Annotated in this window: 22 protein-coding genes; 18 read left to right on the top strand and 4 right to left on the bottom strand. The window is 45.6% G+C overall.

The genetic code is table 11. From position 1 onward, the window contains the following. Window positions 1-149: 149 nt before the first annotated feature. Window positions 150-1,397, top strand: a complete 1,248-nt coding sequence (locus ACXAGP_RS21430; RefSeq protein WP_475263820.1) for a sensor histidine kinase — start codon at window positions 150-152, stop codon at window positions 1,395-1,397. Window positions 1,398-1,402: 5 nt separating this feature from the next. Here the strand turns inward: ACXAGP_RS21430 and ACXAGP_RS21435 are convergent, their stop codons facing one another. Together ACXAGP_RS21435 and ACXAGP_RS21440 are read right to left on the bottom strand one after the other, a co-directional pair. Next, the gene (locus ACXAGP_RS21435) at window positions 1,403-2,041 is read right to left on the bottom strand and encodes a hypothetical protein (RefSeq protein WP_475263821.1); all 639 of its coding nucleotides are present in this window, start codon (window positions 2,039-2,041) and stop codon (window positions 1,403-1,405) included. A gap of 80 nt (window positions 2,042-2,121) precedes the next feature. After that, entirely contained in the window at window positions 2,122-3,318 is a 1,197-nt protein-coding gene (locus tag ACXAGP_RS21440; protein ID WP_475263823.1) for a DUF819 family protein, read from the bottom strand. Window positions 3,319-3,408: 90 nt separating this feature from the next. On the opposite strand from ACXAGP_RS21440, the gene ACXAGP_RS21445 reads away from it, so the two are divergent. Together ACXAGP_RS21445 and ACXAGP_RS21450 are read left to right on the top strand one after the other, a co-directional pair. Next, window positions 3,409-3,705: a CDGSH iron-sulfur domain-containing protein gene (locus ACXAGP_RS21445; RefSeq protein WP_475263824.1), complete on the top strand. Its 297-nt coding sequence runs from the start codon at window positions 3,409-3,411 to the stop codon at window positions 3,703-3,705. Between the two features lie 115 nt (window positions 3,706-3,820). Beyond that, window positions 3,821-7,072 (top strand): FG-GAP repeat domain-containing protein, encoded by a 3,252-nt coding sequence (locus tag ACXAGP_RS21450; protein ID WP_475263825.1) that lies wholly within the window; start codon window positions 3,821-3,823, stop codon window positions 7,070-7,072. A gap of 30 nt (window positions 7,073-7,102) precedes the next feature. Here the strand turns inward: ACXAGP_RS21450 and ACXAGP_RS21455 are convergent, their stop codons facing one another. Further along, the gene (locus tag ACXAGP_RS21455) at window positions 7,103-8,566 is read right to left on the bottom strand and encodes a M20/M25/M40 family metallo-hydrolase (RefSeq protein WP_475263827.1); all 1,464 of its coding nucleotides are present in this window, start codon (window positions 8,564-8,566) and stop codon (window positions 7,103-7,105) included. A 3-nt stretch (window positions 8,567-8,569) separates the two neighbouring features. Next, window positions 8,570-10,726 (bottom strand): GspE/PulE family protein, encoded by a 2,157-nt coding sequence (locus ACXAGP_RS21460; protein WP_475263859.1) that lies wholly within the window; start codon window positions 10,724-10,726, stop codon window positions 8,570-8,572. Window positions 10,727-11,274: 548 nt separating this feature from the next. Here ACXAGP_RS21460 and rpsJ point away from each other — a divergent pair. The 15 genes from rpsJ to ACXAGP_RS21535 all read left to right on the top strand — a co-directional run bounded on the left by rpsJ (window position 11,275) and on the right by ACXAGP_RS21535 (window position 21,353). Then, window positions 11,275-11,586 carry a 30S ribosomal protein S10 gene (gene rpsJ / locus ACXAGP_RS21465; protein ID WP_229531230.1) on the top strand — a complete coding sequence of 104 codons (312 nt, stop codon included), beginning with the start codon at window positions 11,275-11,277 and terminating at the stop codon, window positions 11,584-11,586. Window positions 11,587-11,604: 18 nt separating this feature from the next. Further along, window positions 11,605-12,243, top strand: a complete 639-nt coding sequence (gene rplC, locus ACXAGP_RS21470) for a 50S ribosomal protein L3 (protein ID WP_338294094.1) — start codon at window positions 11,605-11,607, stop codon at window positions 12,241-12,243. A gap of 17 nt (window positions 12,244-12,260) precedes the next feature. Then, complete coding sequence (gene rplD / locus ACXAGP_RS21475; RefSeq protein ID WP_338294882.1) at window positions 12,261-12,866, top strand: 50S ribosomal protein L4; 606 nt, start codon at window positions 12,261-12,263, stop codon at window positions 12,864-12,866. Continuing rightward, entirely contained in the window at window positions 12,863-13,162 is a 300-nt protein-coding gene (rplW, locus tag ACXAGP_RS21480; RefSeq protein WP_229531228.1) for a 50S ribosomal protein L23, read from the top strand. The genes rplD and rplW overlap by 4 nt, the downstream gene beginning before the upstream one ends. 15 nt (window positions 13,163-13,177) lie before the next feature. Further along, the gene (gene rplB, locus ACXAGP_RS21485; protein ID WP_338294093.1) at window positions 13,178-14,002 is read left to right on the top strand and encodes a 50S ribosomal protein L2; all 825 of its coding nucleotides are present in this window, start codon (window positions 13,178-13,180) and stop codon (window positions 14,000-14,002) included. 15 nt (window positions 14,003-14,017) lie between these two features. Next, the gene (gene rpsS, locus ACXAGP_RS21490; RefSeq protein ID WP_268409630.1) at window positions 14,018-14,293 is read left to right on the top strand and encodes a 30S ribosomal protein S19; all 276 of its coding nucleotides are present in this window, start codon (window positions 14,018-14,020) and stop codon (window positions 14,291-14,293) included. A gap of 10 nt (window positions 14,294-14,303) precedes the next feature. Continuing rightward, complete coding sequence (gene rplV, locus ACXAGP_RS21495; RefSeq protein WP_229531225.1) at window positions 14,304-14,642, top strand: 50S ribosomal protein L22; 339 nt, start codon at window positions 14,304-14,306, stop codon at window positions 14,640-14,642. A gap of 3 nt (window positions 14,643-14,645) precedes the next feature. Then, entirely contained in the window at window positions 14,646-15,350 is a 705-nt protein-coding gene (gene rpsC / locus ACXAGP_RS21500) for a 30S ribosomal protein S3 (protein ID WP_338294092.1), read from the top strand. Window positions 15,351-15,352: 2 nt separating this feature from the next. After that, entirely contained in the window at window positions 15,353-15,763 is a 411-nt protein-coding gene (gene rplP / locus ACXAGP_RS21505) for a 50S ribosomal protein L16 (protein ID WP_338294091.1), read from the top strand. After that, window positions 15,763-15,954: a 50S ribosomal protein L29 gene (gene rpmC, locus ACXAGP_RS21510; RefSeq protein ID WP_229531222.1), complete on the top strand. Its 192-nt coding sequence runs from the start codon at window positions 15,763-15,765 to the stop codon at window positions 15,952-15,954. The genes rplP and rpmC overlap by 1 nt, the downstream gene beginning before the upstream one ends. Continuing rightward, complete coding sequence (gene rpsQ / locus ACXAGP_RS21515; RefSeq protein ID WP_338294090.1) at window positions 15,954-16,205, top strand: 30S ribosomal protein S17; 252 nt, start codon at window positions 15,954-15,956, stop codon at window positions 16,203-16,205. The genes rpmC and rpsQ overlap by 1 nt, the downstream gene beginning before the upstream one ends. 276 nt (window positions 16,206-16,481) lie before the next feature. Further along, on the top strand, window positions 16,482-18,128 hold the full coding sequence (locus tag ACXAGP_RS21520) for an AMP-binding protein (RefSeq protein ID WP_475263830.1): 1,647 nt from the start codon (window positions 16,482-16,484) through the stop codon (window positions 18,126-18,128). A 170-nt stretch (window positions 18,129-18,298) separates the two neighbouring features. Next, window positions 18,299-19,249: a hypothetical protein gene (locus ACXAGP_RS21525; RefSeq protein ID WP_475263831.1), complete on the top strand. Its 951-nt coding sequence runs from the start codon at window positions 18,299-18,301 to the stop codon at window positions 19,247-19,249. Window positions 19,250-19,389: 140 nt separating this feature from the next. Then, window positions 19,390-20,544 carry an acetyltransferase domain-containing protein gene (locus tag ACXAGP_RS21530; RefSeq protein ID WP_475263832.1) on the top strand — a complete coding sequence of 385 codons (1,155 nt, stop codon included), beginning with the start codon at window positions 19,390-19,392 and terminating at the stop codon, window positions 20,542-20,544. 74 nt (window positions 20,545-20,618) lie between these two features. Continuing rightward, window positions 20,619-21,353, top strand: coding sequence for a queuosine precursor transporter (locus tag ACXAGP_RS21535; protein ID WP_475263833.1), 735 nt, complete (start codon window positions 20,619-20,621; stop codon window positions 21,351-21,353). The last annotated feature ends 56 nt before the right edge of the window (window positions 21,354-21,409 follow it).

Below are 21,409 nucleotides of genomic sequence, written 5' to 3' on the forward strand. Positions count from 1 at the left end.
GCTCATCTTTTATGTTTCACTCACTTTAAGATCCTATGTTAATGCCCCTGCTAAAAATCTGGACCAAACACACAGCTTCAGTCTCTTTAAAAGTAAAGGCGTTTTGCATTGTGCTTGTGCTTCAGTTTGTTGCATTTTCAGGTTTGTTTTTGAGTCTTGAGCGAAATATTGTTTCCAGTCTTGCTGATATTGTCGTGATTGAAGGGCATCTGGCAGTACAAACAGAGCTTATTCTCCTGGAAGCCTTCTTATTGCCCGGCGCTATTTTGATTTTGATGATGGCCATGTTAGCCGTATTGGCTGCTTACTACATACAAGCACGGCTGAATATTATTATTCGTGGCACAGAGAGCGTGTCACTTGCAGTAACCGAAGGGCGCTTTAACGAAAATACCAGAATACCTGTTCAGGCGAATGATGAGTTAGGTGGTTTGAGTATCGCATTCAATAAACTCATTGATAATCTGGAGCTGGAATTTAGCCAGAAAGATCAATTCGAAGACATGCTGCAAAGCTTTAACCATCAATTAGAAGCTAAAGTAAAAGAGCGTACTGTGCAGTTGGAACGCAAAAATCAGATATTAAACAAAACCAACAGTGAATTACACGCTGCGCAAAGACAGCTTTTACAGGCTGAAAAAATGGCCTCGGTAGGGCAGTTGGCAGCTGGAGTTGCGCATGAGATCAACAATCCTGTGGGTTATGTGCTAAGCAATGTAAAAACCATGGAGGATTATATCCGCTCCTTAAAAAACGCTATTGATTCCAGTGCTGAGGCCCTCAAAACTTCCGCTTCTTTGGGGCCCGCATTTGAAAAAATCATGGCTGAAAACGATGTTGAGTTTATCTGTGGCGATATTGATTCCTTGTTGAATGAGTCTGAGCAAGGTTTGCAACGAGTTCAAGAGATTGTCATGGGGTTGAAGTCGTTTTCTCACGCAGATGCGGATGAGAAAAAGTTAACTGACGTTAACGACTGTATTCGCAATACTCTGGCGATGGTGAATAATCAGCTCAAATATCACTGTAAGATTTACACTAATTTCTGTGAGGGAGCTGAGATCATTTGTCATTCGGGAAGATTGGCGCAGGTTTTTACTAATCTATTAGTCAACGCGGGTCAGGCGATTAAAACAGATGGGGTAATCAAAATTTACACCCGATTAGACGATGGTTTTCTGAAAGTATATGTAGCCGATAATGGCCCGGGTATTGCCCCTGAAAACCTGAAAAAGTTATTTGACCCCTTCTTTACCACCAAAGCTGAGGGCGAAGGAACAGGGCTCGGGCTATCCATTTCCTATGGGATTATCAAAGATCACGGTGGCAGTATTGAAGTAAAGAGTGTACCAGGTAAAGGCACCTGTTTTATTGTCGCATTGCCATTGACTGCGTAGCGTGCTTATTCGCCCCGATGGTCCTTTCTGGCAGCCACTTTAGTCAATTGTTTTTGTGCTGCACCGCGCATGTGGGCCTCTCGCACTTCAGTGACCTTGCCAGTGGTTTTACTGAAGTGCTTCGCCGCAGTGACCTTACTGGAATCTGCTGCCAGATGTAACTCAGTGACACTGCCGGAGCGATGGCGCATGGTCATGCCGTCAGTTTCACCATGCTTGGTTTTTAGTATGACTTCTTTAGTTTTGGCAGCTCTGAGATCGCGGCTTCCACCGGCTGTTGCTACGGACATAAAATCCTGAGCTTTAACCCGCTCGCCGCGTTTCATGGATTTTTCTACGCGGCGGAAGTCTTCACCACCACGCACCATGGCTGGCGGTGGCGGCAATCTGCTTTCTGATGCCGGTGGGGATACTGCAGGACGCGAAGGTGTGACGGAGGCAGGAGAAGGTCTGGACGCCTCGGCCGCAGTAGATTGCCTTTTCGCCGCCATAACCGATTCTGCAGAAGGTGGTGACATAACAGCTGCGCTCCTGCTGCGGGTGGCAACTTCTGGTTGCTGTAGCCTTGAAGTGGCCATTTGCGGCGGTGCAGCAGGAGGAGTGGCGTTTTTACGGCCAAAAAAGCTCTTAATTTTGCCAAACATATTGCACCATCCGGTCTCTGAAATGTGTGTATCTATTTCAAGAAACTAGCAGACTAAATGGCGCAGTACAATATTTCGCCTCATCCAGCCAAAGAAGCCACTAACAGCCCTAAGGGCGTGCCGACGATGTAACCCGCAACGCCAGCCAGAATTCCCGGTGTAGCCAAAGCTGGCCAACCTCTGGCCATTGCCAATGCGGGCGCGGTGGTGGCACCTAATATTGAGGCGTTGGAAGCGATGATAAGTTCAGGTAAAGACAGTCTGAATAGATGATCTTCCTTACCACTTAACTTCTTGCTCAGTTGCGAGATCAGGGCACCCAGGCCGAATACGACAACGGCGTGGAACAATAGCAGTATCACTACAAACCCCAGCAGAATGGGAGCCACACTGACTAGCTTAGCGACATCTGCACCTGCAGCAATGGCAGCAAAAAACACGAACGCCAATACAATACCGATGGTTTCACCACCTTGTAGTTTGTGCATTGCTTGCGGGGCAATAGTAGCAGGCAGGATAGAAAACAAGGTGATGAACACATAGCGCAAACGACTGATTTCATAGTCCGGGAACCAGCTTTCCAATAACATAACTGTGGCATCTGAGAGTGCTACGACAGACAGCGCAAATGTGAGCGCGGCGGCGAGGCTAAAACCTGTAACCTGTTGGCTGCTTTGCGCATAGGGTTGGGTTTCTTCCAATTCGTGATTGCGTACCGCGTATTTAGACATTAACCATTTGGAAGCTGGCATAATAGCCAGAACGGCTAAAAACAAGGCACTCATCAGGTTATCCACAGCTGTGGCGGCAGAGATAATATTAGCGTCATCGAATCCTGTAGATTGGATCACCGCGGCGTAGTTTACTGAGCCACCCGTGTAAGTGGCGGTAAAAATTCCGGCAAGGTCAGCTTCTCGCGCACCCAGGTCAAGCAGGCTAATACCAACAATAGCGCCAGCGGCAGAACCAATGCAGGCCAGAATAAAGCCAATTCCCACGCGACCACTTTCCATTATGATGCGCTTAACATTGGCATTGATCAGAAATAGTGGAATTAATGCCGGCACCAAATAGCGAAATACAAAACTGTAGGCATCAGCACTTTTGGGGATGATGTTCAGATTTGATGCGATAATAGCGGCGAGGATAGCCCAAACAGTGCCAGTTACCAGTTTGCCCCAGTTCTGTTTTTCTGCCCAGAATCCAAAAAAGGCGATAGCGAAGAGGGCGGCCATGACAGCAAAATGCTGGTCTGCGGGTATTAAGCTTGTGTCCATGTTATTTTTATTCTAAAACAGCGATGCAGCTATTAAGCCATTTCGTTACTGTATTTACCAGTTAAGCGCAATATTTATTGGAAATAACTCATGTCAGAAAAAAAGCCCAATATTGCTACGCCGGTGTCCAACGACAGACCGGTTGCGGTGCAAGTTGAAAAAGGCAAAACTTACCTCTGGTGTTCATGCGGTAAAACCCAATCCGTACCGTTTTGCGATGGCTCTCACCAAGGTACTCGGTATCAACCGTTAAAATATACGGCGACAGAAACTAAAACTGAACACTTTTGCGGTTGCTCAGGTACTGGCAACAAACCCTTCTGTGATGGTACTCACCAGTTTAAGTTTGGCGGCGGTCGAGATGAGTACTACAGTCGCTACGATTAGTGTCCACGCTATAGCACTGCCTGTTAAATAAAGTGACTTGCAATAAGTCGATTAAAATCTATACTCCGCGTTCATTTTAACTGAACTCTATTGAAAGCTTTTGGGATATGAGCTAATGAACCGGAAACTGTTTCACCATCTTATTTTTGTTATCGCCACACTATGTACTGCAACTAGTTTTGCCACTGAACTGGACTTTGACGGCGACGGAAAAGCCGATATTGTCGTTAGACGCCAGGCTAACTTTATGCAATATATTCAGAATAGTAGCGATCAAACTATTCAGCGTATTAAGTTCGGCCAGCATGAAAATGACATTCCGGTAAGTGGTGATTTTGATGGTGATGGTACCGCTGATGTGGCCGTAAGAAGACCTTCAAATCAAATGTGGTACATCCTCAATAGCTCAAATGGAGAAATACAGCGCGTAAACTTCGGCAAAAAGGCCGAGGACATTCCAGTTCCAGCAGACTATGACGGAGATGGTATTACTGATATTGCGGTCAGAAGACCTTCAAATCAGATGTGGTATATCCTGAATAGTTCAAACGGAGAAATTCAGCGTATCAATTTCGGCAAGCAGTCCGAAGATATTCCCGTACCAGCTGATTACGATGGCGATGGGAAAGCTGATATTGCGGTCAGAAGAGCATCAAATCAGATGTGGTATATTCTGAATAGTTCAGACGGTGAAATACAGCGAATCAATTTTGGTAAGCAAGCTGAAGATATCCCTTTACCAGCTGATTATGATGGGGACGGCAAAGCCGATGTGGCAGTGCGCCGACCTTCCACTCAGTATTGGTACGTACTGAATAGTAGCGATGCAAGTATCGGTCGCTATCATTTTGGTAAACAGCAAGAGGATATTCCCATTGTGGCCGATTACGACGGTGACGGAAAGGCTGACATTGCGGTAAGAAGAGCTTCTAATCAATATCAGTACATATTGCGTAGCTCTGATGGTGAAATAGAACGCCATCATTTCGGTAAACAAAGCACTGATGTCCCGCTGGCAGCGCCAATCAGTACCCGCATGGAAATGGTAAGTGTTGCTGAAATTGAAAACCTAAACCCGGTTATTCAGGTTACAAAGGAACATAACGTTTATTCGGGCTCAATTATCTTGTTCGAAGTAGAAGCAACCGATCCAGATGGCACTGAATTGAGTTACTTGTGGGAACAACTGTCAGGTACAGCCGTAAATCTTTTTGCACCAGAAGAAGCCAGCTTTACCTTGGCTATGCCAAGTGTCACTCAAAATGAATCTCTGCTGTTTTCGATTACGGTTACCGATGCTGACGGCGGGGTGACTCAGGAACAGGTGACCGTTAATTTAATAGCTGACTCCGGCAGTTTTTCAGTTGATATGGGGGACACTTTAGAGATTGTAGAAGGGGAGAGTGCCCAATTAGCACCAGATATCACTGACCCACAAAATCAATTTACCAGTGCACTTTGGTGGACCTACTTATCAGATTATGTTGAGTTTGAGTCTGCAGAGAGTGTAAATACTCGGGTCACTGCGCAGCAGGTAGAACAAGATAGTTTTCTATTTGTTTATCTTAGCTTGACCGATGGTAACGGTATTTCTTATACGTCTTTCAAATCAGTAATGATATTAGACTCGGGGGATCAGTCTGAAGATTGGGAAGTGAATGTAACCGCGCCTTCTGATATTGAGCTATTTGAAGAAGAAACAGCAGAGCTTGTGGCCACAGCGGATGACCCAGATAACCAAATCAATCAGGTGAGCTGGACACAATTGTCTGGTGTAGAGCTAGTGCTATCTGCGACCGATCAGTACGGCATTACCATTACTGCCCCGGAAGTGGATGCCGACATTGATGCGATACTTCAAGTTGAGGTAACTGACATTGATGGTAACACCGCTTCCGATACCGTAAATGTCAGAGTGAAGAATTGGGCATCTGAGGTGGTATTTAACTTACAGTGCGTTGCTCCTGAGCCGCTGTCACTTGAAGTCAACATTAATGAATTTAGTTATACAACGGAATCCACAACGGATTTTTCTGCGCAAGGCATCGCGGACCAATTCCTTTACGCAGGTGATTTTAATGGTGATCAATTAACTGATTTGCTGGTGGGCGGTGAAGACAATAATTCGCTTGAACCATCTGCGTTAATCTTCCTACAGAGCAATGGCGATGGCAGTTTGACGGATGTGACTTCTGAGTTTCTGGATACTGAAGTGAGCATGTACGCGCCAAAAGCCGCCACAGCAGATTTCAATGGTGATGGTCAGGTGGACTTTGTCATCATGGATGGTGGTAACCTTGATAGAGGACAAGCCCCATCAGGAGGTTACTATGGTGAGCTGCCCGTTGTACTGATGAGCAACGAGGAAGGAACATATAATGTCACTACGCAGCTGGCGGAGAGTTACTTGGACTCAACAGGAAACGATCATATCCATAGTAAAGGCGTTACTTGGGGAGACATCGACGGTGATGGCGATATTGATATTTTTGTTGAAAGTGGTGGTGGCTACGACAATATTGTAGGGCATTTCTTGCTTAACGACGGCAGTGGTAACTTTACAGTGGATTATGACAACCGCATACCCACCGATATTCTGCATGGCGGTGAAACCTATCAATACTACTGGCGTTACATCTATCACAAATTAGAAGACATGAATGGTGACGGTTTCCCGGATTTGGTGATGGGAAGATTAAAGCGTATTAACAATAATCAGGAATTTAATTTTAATAAGATCGCCTACAATGATGGAACTGGCTATTTCAGAGCGAACAATGTGCACAATTTGCCCGGTGTAGATTGGAATGATGATTATACCTACGTGAAATCATTAATTGTTGGCGACTTAAATGGCGACGGGGCGAAAGATCTGGTGTTAGCTCATGAGCGAGGCAATACTGATGCGGATCCTTCTGCTGGTAATACTGGCAGATATTTGCAGGCGCTTATCAGTGACTGCAATGGTGAATTTTCTGATGAGACCGACAGCTATTTCGCTGATCAATCTTTAACAACAGAAATATACTCATTTTATGGCCGTAATCTCAATATGCCTTTACCGATGATTTTTGCGGATATGAACAATGACGGTCTGGAAGATTTGATAATGGCCGGCTCAGCCTATATTGATGAAAACTCGCCTTACCTCTACATCAGAAAAGCAGACAGAACTTTCGAGGTGCAAGATCCCGGTTTGTTTCAGTCTCAACTCTACTGGGGCGAAAAGGCCTATCCAATAGATTTGAACGGCGATGGCTTGCTGGATATGGTGCATTCTGATTACACTCCCGGTCCAGACGGAGTCTATGGCACCGGCGACGAACACTCTAAGTTAATCACGACAACAGTTCAAAGTACTCAATAGCATGACGGGGTCAGGTATTGCCACCTGACCCTAAAACGGTTGAGTCATCAGGGCATGATAAAAGGTCATGATCTGGTGGTACTCATCAATATCGATATGCTCATTGATACCGTGCATGCGCTGCAGTGACTCTGGCGTAAATTGCACCATCATAAAACGGTAAATGTTGTTCGAAAGGCCTTCGTAGTGTTTGGCATCTGTGCCTGCGATCACAAGATAAGGTGCCACCAGAATATTTCCGTCAATACCTCTAATGGTGCGTTCTAATAACTCAAAGCTGGCGCTATCTGCAGCGGATACTGAAGAGGCTTCAGTGGCCATAAATGGCTCTATCTTTACTCTGTCATCGTCGATTACGCGAGTCAGATGTGCTTCCACATCTTTGACACTTGTGCCTGGGAATAATCTGAAGTTCACTACCGCCGAGGCTTCCGTGGGCAGAATATTGGATTTTGAACTGCCTTTTAACATGGTAACCGCTGCGGTTGTTCGGATACTGGCTGATGTAGCCGGAGAAGCATTCATGGCACTTTCGATAACGGGCTGTAGTAACCATAAGTTACTGAATGGTAAACGCATGGAAACATCGGCATAACTGCCAATTTTTGAAAAGGTTTTGTTCATAAAACTGAGGTCGGCGGGAAAGGGGGCGTTTTCTACTTTGACTACTGCTTGTGCCACAATACCGGCGGCGGTATTTGCGGGAGGTTGTGAAGAATGACCACCTTTCCCTTCCACCGTTAATTTAAAGTTGGCAAAGCCTTTTTCCGCAATACCAACCAAGGCCAAGGGCTGCTGGATACCTGGCATTATGCCTTGGGTGATTACGCCGCCTTCATCCAGAATAAACTCGAATTCCAGACCTTCTGCTTTGAGTTTCTCTGCGATTTTTGCCGCGCCAGATTTGCCGCCTATCTCTTCATCGTGTCCAAAGGCCAGATAGATATCGCGTTCAGGTAATTGGCCATTTGTAACAAGGTACTCAGCTACTTCCAACAGTGCCATTACGCTGCCTTTATCATCGATAGCACCACGCCCCCAGACTTTGTTGTCCGCAATATCACCACCAAAAGGCGCTTGTTGCCACTTGTGCAGTGTTTCGGCATCGACGGGAACCACATCGGTATGGGCGAGGAACATCACAGGTTTGGCGTTTGACTGTGTACCTTTGATGCGAAACAGAAGACTGTACTCAGAGGTAAACTCCGGTGGAAACTGCTGCCACAGGTTGGGGTAGCTAGCCTTTAAGAAATCGATAAATCGCTCGAATTCACCATTGCTATCTGAGGATTCTTCGCTGGAGATGGTTTGATATTGAATGGCTCGGGAAAGTCTTTGCGTTACGGCATTCTTATCCGGGCTGAATGCGCTGGTTATCGGTTCAACCTGAACTTGTTGCTCAGTAAAAAAAGTAAAGGTTCTGAAGGTTACAACGCCCACAAGGACAAGCAACAACAAGCCCAACGCCAGCAGGGCTTTTTTTAACATGATCATGGATTATTCTACTCCGGAAATTATTTGTACCTGGGCAATATCTGTATCGCCTTTGAGCACTTTGTAAAGGCCGTCTTGCACTAAGGTGCGCATGCCATCGGTGGTCGCTTGCTTAGCCATTGCGGTCACAGCAGCTTCTTTATACACAAGTGCTCTAAGTTCTGGCGTCATGGTTAGTAGCTCATGTACGCCTGTTCTGCCTTTGTATCCGGTACCGCCGCATTCATCGCAACCTTTGCCTCTGTGCAACATTAATGGCTCCTTGTAACCAATTTCCTCTAACTTATCCTCGCCATATTGGCGTTTTACAAAGCCCACTTCTGCATCGGTGGCGGGGTATTCCTCTTTACAGTTTTTACACAAGGTTCGAATTAGACGCTGTGCCAATATACCTACACAGGCATCGGAGAAATTGACGGGATCTAAACCCAGGTCCAAAAGGCGCGTAATGGTTTCCGGCGCTGAGTTGGTGTGCAGGGTTGAAAGCACCAAGTGACCTGTTAATGAAGCCTCGATACCTGCATGTGCGGTTTCTTTATCCCGCATCTCACCGATAAGAATAATATCAGGGTCAGCCCGCAAGAAAGCTCTTAAGGCATTAGCAAAGGTAAAGCCTATTTTAGGGCTGACTTGCACCTGTTGTAGACCAGGCTGAGTAATTTCCACCGGGTCCTCCGCCGTCCAGATCTTTTTCTCGGGCGTGTTTAAGTGGCCCAGAATGGCGTGCAACGTGGTGGTTTTACCTGATCCTGTAGGTCCCACCACTAACAAAATACCATGAGGTTTTACAATCATGGTTTTTAGCATTTCGGTGTTGCGCGGACTCAAGTTCATTTTGTCCATTGGCATGGCTCCGCCTGCCGCCAGAATACGCATAACTACACCTTCGCCTGCCACCGTTGGTATTGTTGCGACCCGAACTTCTACTGGTTTGCCTTGCATTCGAAAAGCCAACTTACCGTCTTGTGGCACCCGCTTTTCTGCGATATTCAGGTTTGCCATGATTTTAATACGAGCAATCACAGCGCTATGGTGAGAGGCCGGGAGTTGAGTAATGTCGCGACAGACACCATCCACTCGCATCCGTACGCGAGTCGGGCCACCTTTCTCGGCATCGATATGAATATCTGAAGCATTGATACGTTTGGCATCATGCAGAATACGGCTCACTAAACGCACCACCGCCGGCGCATCGTCAGACAGCTCATCCACCATTTCTTCATGGTCATCTGAGCTGGTGCTGATCTCATCCAGGATTTCATCCATTTCGCCCGGACCTTTGCTGTCTCCGCCCGTGGCTTCTCCTAAGTATTGCAATACTGTGTTGGGCAAACCCACTGAGATTTCGTATTGCTCAATACCTAACGCGGATTCTACTTCCATCAGCAGAGCGGCATTGTTGGGCTCGGCCATTACAACTATGGGGTTTTCTCGAGCGTCAGCTATGACTGCTACCAGATTGCGCTTGAGATAAGAAACGTTGAGTCGACTTTCGTTTTGAAACAGGTGGAATTTGTCGGGCAGGTAATCAAGCCAGGGGACCTGGTAATGAATTGACAATGCCTGGCCAATTTCATTTTCCGGAATGCGATGTTCAGAAGTGAGTCGTTGAATCAGATGTTTTTGGTCTTTACAACTTTCAATTAGCTGGTCCAGCACCGATTCCTGAATCAAACTACGATGCACCAGGTATTGAAACGGCTGTTTGGTGCCGCCCAACTCGAAGCGGAACTTGTTGCCCAGCATGTCTGCCAGGCCTTTGCCCAGGCGCAGGTCTGCGTCGTTAAAATCACCGCGTTGTTTATTGATGACCTGCATCACTCCTAAAATGACACCGGCGTTCATTATGGGAACACAAAGAATGCTTTTGGTTTTAAAGGAGCTGGATTTATCAAATTTGTCAGCGAATTTCAGACGAGGATGAATGTCTCTCAGTTCTTCCGCATTGTATGGATCGTTGATAATCAGAGGAAGTTGACTTAATGCCACATAACCTGCGATGGATTGCGGGCTGATAGCCACCTTTATTTCGCGAATTTCATTACCTGTTTTGAAGCGGGCTACCAAATCTTGATGCTGGCGACGACGTTGAAAGATACTCATGCGCTCGGCACCAAATAACTTGAGGATAATGGGCTCCAGCTTTTGATAAGCATCCATCAAAGTTTCGTGTTGCTCTAAATAGCTGTCGATTTTTTTGAGTAAGTCGTCCTGTCGAACCTGGTCGTTTATCATTCTGTAGAGGGCTTCTTCTGTTATCGGTTGTATTTCACGGTTAATGATACTGTTAACTATAGCTGAGCTTACTGGTTTCATGACGTTTCCTTGTCATTATCTATTCCGGTTGCTCAGTTTATCGCCAGTTTATGGCCGTAAAAACTGTACTTAGGTACAGGTTACAACAGATCGCCAGCCTTACAATATGGAAATGCGTCAATGGTGATACAATTAAGCTTGGTATTATTCGTTGTCAGTTAGTGAGCAAATTAGTTTGGTAAAAGCGAAATAACTCTTGCACAAATATTAAACATGCGTATAATGCGCGCCCACTGAGTTCATAGAACCAGTCCCTGAATGCATTATTTATAAGGCTTTCAGGAACTAACAAGACCTCGATTGGAGGTCATCGTTATATAGGCACCCCTCCCCCAATATTCAGGGCGGTAGGAGTGTATTTTTTTGTTCTTTATCGTTTGGAGCTTTGGTCGATGGCTAATCAAAGAATTCGTATTCGCTTAAAAGCGTTTGATCATAAATTAATTGATCAGTCTACAGCGGAAATTGTAGACACCGCCAAACGTACTGGTGCGCAAGTAAGTGGTCCTATCCCACTTCCTACTCGCAAAGAGCGTTACACCATTCTTATTTCACCTCACGTAAACAAAGATGCGCGTGATCAGTATGAAATTCGCACTCACAAGCGTTTGGTCGATATCATCGAACCTACAGACAAAACAGTCGACGCTCTGATGAGATTGGACTTGGCTGCCGGCGTTGATGTTCAAATCAGCCTGGGCTAAAGAGAGAGGGTGTAAATAATGTCGATTGGATTAATCGGTCGTAAAGTCGGTATGACTCGTATCTTCACTGAAGAAGGCGGTTCTGTACCTGTGACTGTTATCGAAGCTACCCCTAACCGTATTACACAGCTTCGTACTGCCGAAAAAGATGGCTATCGCGCTTTGCAGGTAACTGCTGGTACAAAAAAGGCTAACCGTGTAAATAAAGCTGAAGCAGGTCACTTTGCTAAAGCTGGCGTTGAAGCGGGCCGTGGTTTGTGGGAATTCCGTTTAGGTGCTGAAGAAGGCGCTGATTTGGAAGTAGGTAAAGAGATCACTGTTGAGATCTTCGCTGACACAAACATGGTTGACGTAACTGGTACTTCTAAAGGTAAAGGTTTTGCTGGTGCAATCAAACGTTGGAACTTCAGTTCTCAGCGTATGACTCACGGTAACTCTCTTTCTCACCGTGCCCCTGGTTCTATTGGTCAAAACCAATCACCAGGTAAAGTTTTCAAAGGTAAGAAAATGGCCGGTCAGCTGGGTAACAAACAAGTTACTGTACAGTCTCTGGAAGTCGTTAAAGTAGACGCTGAAAACAACCTGCTTCTGGTTAAAGGTGCTATCCCTGGTTCTACCGGTGGTGATGTTATCGTTAAGCCAGCGGTTAAAGCGTAAGGTCTGGGAGATAGATGATGGAATTAGCAATTAAAGATGCGCAAGGCGCACTTGAAGTTTCAGAAGCTACTTTTGGCCGTGAGTTTAACGAAGCTCTAGTTCACCAAGTATGTGTAGCATACGCAGCTGGTGCACGTCAGGGTAGTAAGGCGCAGAAAACGCGTTCTGAAGTACGTGGTGGCGGTAAGAAGCCATGGCGTCAAAAAGGTACTGGCCGTGCACGTGCTGGTACAATCCGTAGCCCAATTTGGGTTGGCGGTGGTCGCGCATTCGCGGCAAAACCTCAGGATCACAGCCAGAAGGTAAATCGTAAGATGTACCGTGGTGCTATCAAAAGCATCCTGTCTGAATTAGTTCGTCAAGAGCGTTTAGTTGTAGTTGAAAACTTCGGTGTTGAATCTGCAAAAACTAAAGACTTGGTTTCTAAGCTTAAGCAGTTGGAACTGAAAGACGTATTAATCGTGACTTCTGAAGTTGATGAGAATCTGTTCCTGTCTGCACGTAACCTTTACAAAGTAGATGTTCGTGACGTACAGGGTATCGATCCAGTTAGCTTGATTGCATTCGAAAAAGTTTTGATGACTAAAGATGCAGTGAAGCAATTAGAGGAGGCTTTAGCATGAACCAGGAACGTCTTTTAAAAGTCATTCTTGCTCCTCACGTTTCTGAAAAGAGCACTGTTTCTGCAGAACTGAATAATACATTGGTTTTCAAAGTAACCACCGATGCTGCTAAAGCTGAAATCAAAGCTGCTGTTGAGTCTTTGTTTGAAGTTGAAGTTGCTGGCGTACGCACTGTAAACGTGAAGGGTAAAACCAAGCGTCACGGTCTGCGCACTGGTAAGCGTAAGGACTGGAAAAAAGCCTACGTTACTTTGAAAGAAGGTCATGACATCGACTTCGTCGGTGGCGGTGAGTAATAGGAGTTAATTGACATGGCATTAATGAAAGCTAAGCCGACTTCTGCTGGTCGTCGTCACGTTGTTCAGGTCGTTAACCCTGACTTGCACAAAGGTGCACCACATGCACCTTTGCTAGACAAGAAAAGTAAGTCTGGTGGTCGTAACAACGGTGGTCGTATTACTGTTCGTCACATCGGTGGCGGTCACAAGCAGCACTATCGTATTGTTGACTTCAAACGTAACAAAGACGGCATCCCTGCAAAGGTAGAGCGTCTTGAATACGATCCTAACCGTTCTTCTAACATCGCTTTAGTATGTTATGCAGACGGTGAGCGTCGTTACGTTCTTGCCCCTAAAGGCATGAAGTCTGGCGATCAGATCTTGTCTGGTTCTGATGCACCTATCAAAGCAGGTAACACTTTGCCAATGCGCAACATCCCAGTAGGTACAGTAGTACACGCTGTTGAGATGAAGCCAGGTAAAGGTGCGCAAATTGCGCGTTCTGCTGGTGCATATGTACAGATTTTGGCGCGTGAAGGTGCATACGTAACCTTGCGTTTACGTTCCGGTGAGGTTCGTAAAGTTCCTTCTGATTGTCGTGCGACAATCGGTGAAGTTGGAAACGCTGAGCACATGTTGCGTTCTTTAGGTAAAGCTGGTGCAACCCGTTGGAGAGGCGTTCGTCCTACCGTACGTGGTGTTGCAATGAACCCAGTTGATCACCCACATGGTGGTGGTGAAGGCCGTACCTCTGGTGGTCGTCATCCGGTTTCTCCTTGGGGTAAACCGACTAAAGGTGCAAAAACACGTAAGAATAAGCGTACTGATAAGTTCATCGTACGTCGTCGTAACAAGTAATAGCGAGGATTCACCATGCCACGTTCTCTCAAGAAAGGTCCATTTATCGACCTACACTTGTTGAAGAAGGTTGAGGCTGCAGTGGAAAAAGGCGACAAGAAGCCAATTAAAACTTGGTCTCGTCGTTCTATGATCATCCCAGATATGATTGGGTTGACCATTGCGGTCCATAACGGTCGCCAGCACGTTCCAGTATTCGTATCGGACGAAATGGTAGGCCATAAATTGGGCGAATTTGCGCCAACACGTACTTATAAAGGCCACGTGGCCGATAAGAAAGCGAAACGATAAGGAGTAGACAATGGAAGCTTTAGCTAAACACAGTTTTGCTCGTATCTCGCCTCAAAAAGCGCGTTTGGTAGCAGATCAAGTTCGCGGCTTGCACGTAGAAAAAGCTCTAGAAGTTTTGACGTACAGCCCTAAAAAAGCAGCCGATCTGGTTAAGAAAGTTCTTAACTCTGCGATCGCCAATGCTGAACACAACGAAGGTGCTGACATTGATGAGTTGGTAGTAGCTAAGATTTTCGTAGACGAAGGTCCTACTATGAAGCGCATCAAGACTCGCGCGAAAGGTCGTGCGGATCGCATCTTCAAGCGCAGCAGTCACATCACTGTTGTAGTAGCGGACAATCAGGAGTAAACAATGGGACAGAAGGTACATCCTACGGGCATACGCCTGGGTATCAGCAAACCATGGGTTTCTACCTGGTACGCCGGTACTAAAGATTATGCTGATAACCTGTATTCTGATCATCAGGTTCGTCAGTATCTGACTAAGAAATTGAAAAATGCATCTTTGTCTAAAATCGAAATCGACCGTCCTGCGAAAAGCATCCGTGTGACTATTCACACTGCTCGCCCAGGTGTTGTTATCGGTAAGAAAGGTGAAGATGTTGAAGTACTTCGCAAGCACGTGTCTAACCTGGCAGGCGTTCCTGCTCAGATTAACATCGCTGAAGTACGTAAGCCTGAACTAGACGGTCAATTGGTAGCTGATAGCATCGCTAGCCAGTTAGAGCGTCGTGTTATGTTCCGTCGCGCCATGAAGCGTGCCGTGCAAAACGCTATGCGTTTAGGTGCCAAAGGTATCAAGGTTGAAGTTAGCGGTCGTTTAGGCGGTGCAGAGATTGCTCGTTCTGAATGGTATCGTGAAGGTCGTGTACCACTACACACTTTCCGTGCCGACATCGATTATGCAACTTCAGAAGCGTTGACTACTTACGGTATCATCGGTATCAAAGTATGGATCTTCAAAGGTGAAGTTTTGGGTGGTTTGCCTACTAAGGCTGAGCAACCAGAGCAGCAACAACCTAAGAAGAAGTCGCGTCCTGCTAAGAGAGGAGCGTAATCATGTTACAACCAAAACGTATGAAATTCCGTAAGATGCACAAGGGCCGCAACCGTGGTCTGGCATCTGGTAATAAAGTAAGTTTCGGTACTTTCGGTTTAAAATCGGTTGGTCGTGGCCGTATGACTGCTCGTCAAATCGAAGCAGCTCGTCGTGCGATGACTCGTCACGTTAAACGTCAAGGTAAAATCTGGATCCGTGTGTTCCCTGACAAGCCAATTACTGAGAAGCCTCTTGAGGTTCGTCAAGGTAAAGGTAAGGGTAACGTTGAATACTGGGTATGTCAGATTCAGCCAGGTCGTGTGCTGTATGAGATGGAAGGTGTGCCAGAAGAATTGGCGCGTGAAGCTTTCGAACTTGCAGCTGCGAAATTGCCGTTTAAGACCACTTTTGTAACTCGGACGGTAATGTAATGAATGCATCTGAACTAAGAGAAAAGAGCGTAGAAGAATTGAATGCGCACCTGATCGAACTTCTTCAGGAGCAATTCAACCTGCGCATGCAAAACAGCACTGGTCAATTGGCGCAAACGCATCAATTGAAAACAGTTCGTCGCAACATTGCGCGTGTTAAAACCATTTTGACTGAGAAGGCAGGTGCCTAATGACTGAACAAAAGATTCGTACAGTACAAGGTCGTGTGGTTAGCAACAAAGCTGATAAAACTATCACTGTTGCTGTTGAGCGCCGCGTGAAGCACCCTATCTATGGGAAATTCATCAAGCGCACAACTAAGTTGCACGCTCACGACGAAAACAACACATGCCAAATGGGCGACGTAGTCACTCTTAAAGAGTGCCGTCCATTATCCAAGTCTAAGAACTGGATGTTGGTTGAAGTTGTTGGTAAAGCTTAATTTTTAAGTTTTATAGCAAATTGAAAAACCCGCCTTGTGGCGGGTTTTTTGTTTTTAACGTTCTATTTCGAATAAGAATCTGCCCCCGAAATAGTCTTGCCTCTTAAACTATCTCGCTATCGTTATTTTCTTGCTTATCAGCAAGAACCTGTAATGCTAATCAGCATTATCTGATAGCAGTGCGGTAAAAAGCTTTTATTTCCTACATAATTCTGCCTACTATGGGTAAAAACACGACTTTATAATCGGTGCGGACGTGCAAGGAGTTAACCCCGAATGAACACTGTCAATCTCTCACTACCTGCGGAAAAACTCACTTATTGGCTGGTACAAGACGGTTCGAGGAATGTGCTATTTCAGCCCATTCAAGGAGAAATGGTAACCTTCAACTGGCAGCAAATTAATTCTCAAGCCAGGAAGCTTGTGACCTTTTTTCGCGAGCAAGGGCTAAAGCCCGGAGATAAGGTTGCCATCCTATCGAAAAACTGTGCTCACTGGATAATTTCTGATATTGCACTGATGTTTGCTGGTTTGGTGAGCGTACCGATTTATCCAACTGCCAATAAAGAAACTATCAGCTATGTGCTTGAGCACTCTGAAAGTAAAATGATTTTGGTAGGTAAGCTGGATAACTGGCAAGCCCAAGCTGAGGGAATTCCTGAATCAGTGCCTAAGCTTGCGTTTCCCTATCCAGGGATGCCAGCTGAGTTCAATTGGCAGGATATTCAAGACAAGTATGAAGAGGTTGAACATGTAACGCCCGTCCAGGCTGATGATTTGATGACGATTCTTTATACTTCCGGTAGTACAGGGAACCCCAAAGGCGCAATGCACACCTATCAAAGTTTCGTGAATGCCGGTAAAAATGTCGGCAAGCGTATGCAGGTTTCTCCTGAAGACAGGATCATGTCTTACTTGCCCCTGTCTCATTGTACAGAGCGAGCATATGTGGAATCCACCTTGTTGAGTTATGGCTTAAAGGTTTATTTTGTCGATAGTTTAGACACTTTTGCACAAGATCTTAATAATGCTAAACCCACCATCTTTGGTTCGGTTCCGCGTTTATGGACCCAGTTCCAGAAGAAAATTTTAACCAAAATGCCCAACCGCAAACTGCAAACTCTTCTGAAGATCCCTTTGTTGAACAACCTTGTCAGGAGCAAAATCAAGAAACAAATGGGGCTTGACCAAGCGCGACTGTTTATTAGTGGCTCAGCTCCACTATCTGAAAAAATCCTGCAATGGTATAGCAAGTTAGATATCAACATTGGTGAAGGCTGGGGAATGACGGAGTCATTCGCCTGCGGCAGCGTTTTGGGGCCTGGTATGGATGTGCGCATTGGCACTGTTTCAAAACCCTTGCCTGGTACAGAAGTAGTGATCGCTGAAGACAGTGAGATTTTACTCAAGACCGAATCAGACATGCTGGGTTATTACAAAGAGGAAGAGAAAACCAAGGAAACCCTCAATGAAGAAGGATATATACACACGGGTGATTTAGGTGAGATGAGGGACGGTTATCTGTCGATTGTGGGGCGTAAGAAGGACATATTTAAAACCGAAAAGGGCAAATATGTAGCGCCCATTCCAATCGAGTCTGAGTTTGGTGATAACGAATACATTGAGCAAATGTGTTTGATGGGAACTCAATTGGTACAACCGGTACTGGTGATTAACTTGAGTGAACATGCTTTGACGTTGGACAAAAGTGACATCGAAAAAAGTTTGTTAGAAACACTCGATGCAGTGAATGCTAAATTGGAAGCGCATGCTAAGGTCTCTGCCATCATTGTCGCACAACAAGCCTGGATGACAGATTCCGGTGAGCTAACGCCCACTCTCAAAGTGAAACGTCACGTGGTGGAAAAAACCTACTTGCCGCTGGCGCAGAAGGTGGAGAAAGGCAGCATCAGCTGGCAATAATTGTTAAAAATCTAAATGAAACTGTAAAAACCAGGGCTTAAAAACCCTGGTTTTTTGCTATTTGAAGCATAATTTAGACGAGATATTGATTTATGAAGATTTAGGGTGATAATCAAAGTAATCGAATAGAAACTGCCTACCGTGCAAACCTTTTATTTAAGGAAGTGGCCATGAGTAATAGTAACAAACCTCGTCCGGCATTAACTCGGCAAAATGCAACGACTAACTTGCATCAGGGCACGGGACGGTCACAGGCCAATGCTGATGCACCCGTTATGCAGAATATGGCCAGTGCAGCACGAAAACAGCTAGAAACTCATATCGGGCAGGGGCCGGGTAAAATGCACGCGGCCAGTACAACCCGCTTGCACGAAGAGCGCGCTTATATCTACGATCAAATGTCGAAAGGTAAGCGTATGCAGACCCTGAATAATTTTAAAACTGGTCTGAATCCACTCAATAACATCAGTAAAAACGACCGTCGTAATCTCACCGCTGAAGCTAACAGCTTAAAAACCTATAAAGATCGCATGAAAAATAACAATAAAGATGCGGTTAAGAGAGAAAAAATTGGTACTAACCTAGGTCACGTTAAAACCGGTGCTCGAGTGGCCAACTATGTTGGAACGGGTGTCGCGTTTGCAAATCCAGCTGCTGGTGTTGCCATTAAAGCAACAGCTAAAGGCGTAAGCATCGCTTCGGGGATTGGGGCAACCGTGGCCTATGATCGCGCCAGTAAAGCATACGCTAAAAATGTAGACGATAAAGCTACAGGTATGAATATGCTGGATAGCCATATTTCAGCGCAGAAATCAGAATTAACTGCAACCAAGCGCAATAAAACGGCGGTATCTACTGCAGCAAGTGTGGCATTTGGTGCTGGAGGCTTTGGTATCGATGCGGCACTGGATGGAGCCAGTACCTTAACAGAAAGCTTGGTGTCTTCTGGTTATGATGCTGCTAAAACTGGCTCTAAAAAAGCGATCGGGATGGCATTTTCCAATCAAATTCGCGACAACAAGTCTGAAATTGTCAATCTCATGCGTCATCAAAAAGCATTTGAACCTAAAACCGGACTGGTACAAACCCGAGCTCGCAGTAATGCAGTAACGAAAAAATAGGCCTGCTAGCGTAGATTGATGCGCAATGGCGAGTTGGATTAACAAAGCAATTTTGTCAGCAAATATTTATTTGTGTATCTCTGACCTGGACAGATTGAGGTTGCTCGTGCAGGGTAGATAGAAAACAACAGAGTTTTAATATGCAACAACGCATCCCAGCCATAGATCAGTTACGCGGTTTGGTTATTGTTCTCATGGCCATCGATCATGTCCGAGATTTTTTTAGTCCTTTTCCCTGGCAGCCCGAAGATTTAACTCAAACGAGTCCAGAGTTGTTTCTCACTCGCTGGATCACCCATTTCTGTGCGCCTGTTTTTATCTTTCTTACCGGAATAAGTGCCTATCTATATGAGCAAAAAGTCACTTCAAAAAGCGAGCTTCGACACTTTTTAGTAACACGCGGCATCTGGTTGGTGTTTATTGAACTGGTGGTGGTTAATGCTTCCTGGAAGTTTGGCTTTCCTGCCTGGTATTTTGTGCAAGTAATATGGGCTATCGGTGTTAGCATGCTGTTTCTGGCTCTGTTTACTTGGTTACCTCGCAATGTCACTTTGGCTTTCGGTATATTGATGATCTGTACTCATAATTTGGCAGATGGTATCAATGCTTCTCAGTTTGGAGAGCTAAGTTGGCTATGGCATGTGTTACATCAACCAGGTTGGATCCCCTTCAATGAACAAGGTGCGGGTGTTTATATCGCTTACCCGTTAATCCCCTGGATTGGCGTGATGCTGGTTGGTTATAGCATCTCTTCGTGGCTTACAGCTGATGCGGCACAATTCAATCAACGCAGCTTGAAACTCGGGCTAGGAATTCTATTTGCTTTTATCGTTATTCGATTGCTAAACGTTTATGGGGATCCTGTTCCCTGGTCTGAGCAGGAGCGCGGCGGCATATTTACCATGCTGTCCATTTTGAACACGCAAAAATACCCGCCGTCACTGTCCTATTTGCTGATGACCTTAGGTCCTGCTTTGATGCTGATGGCTGTCATGCATCGGCTTCCAGATACTATCAATAGTGCCTTGTTGACCTTTGGTCGCGTCCCCTTTTTCTACTATGTACTCCACTTACCACTTATTCATTTCCTGGCGGTGCTGTTTTTTATTCCAACATTGGGTTGGCAAGTAGGCTGGCAGTTAGGTGGCAGCAGTGCACTTCCCGAAGCTTATGAACCCAGTTTATTACGCCTTTATCTGGCCTGGGCTTTTGTTACCTTGGTGATGTTTTATCTCTGCAAATGGTATGTCGGCGTTAAACAGCGTCATAATCATTGGCTATTGAAGTATCTCTGATGGTTATGACGATATCTTTAGTTTACTGATATTTTGCATCTAAAAGCATCGCTGCCCACTCAACGGAAACCGGGATGACAATAAAGAGAATAGCTAAAGCAGCCGAATTATCACAACAACATTATCGTTATTACGATTTCATCATGGCAGCCACCTGCGTCGTTATCGTTTGCTCAAATATTATTGGTGCTGCAAAGGTGGCTACTATTATGGGGGTTACCTTTGGTGCCGGCGTATTGTTCTTTCCTTTGTCGTATGTTCTGGGGGACGTACTCACTGAAGTTTATGGCTACTCTCGGGCGCGCAGAGTCATTTGGGCGGGTTTTGCTGCCGCTGCTTTTGCTGCCGGCATGGCCGCCTTTATTACGGCTATGCCCCCCGCTGACAGCTGGAATCAATCCCTGGGGGGCATTGATACACAACAAGCGTTCGCTTTAAATTTCGGTCAGGTGCCGCGCATTATCTTTGCTTCTATGCTGGCTATCTGGTGCGGTGAGATGGCAAACGCCTATGTCCTTGCCAAAATGAAGATCTGGAGCAATGGTAAGGCACTCTATCAACGCACTATTGGTTCTACCATTGTAGGTCAGGGGGTAGATACCTTGTTATTTTATCCGCTCGCTTTCGCTGGTATTTGGTCATGGGACCTGATACTCACAGTGATGTTGAGTAACTATGTGCTGAAAGTGCTCTGGGAGGTGTTACTTACCCCCGTAACCTACAAAGTTATTGCCAAACTCAAGTCTGCAGAAGGCGTTGATGTTTACGATAAGGAAACTGAATTTACCCCCTTCTCGATAAAACAATAAATGTTGCTCAGTCGGTTTTTCGCGGCACTTTTTGAAATTCAAAATTTATTGTTATT

Source organism: Planctobacterium sp. AWM4_229 (assembly GCF_056160305.1).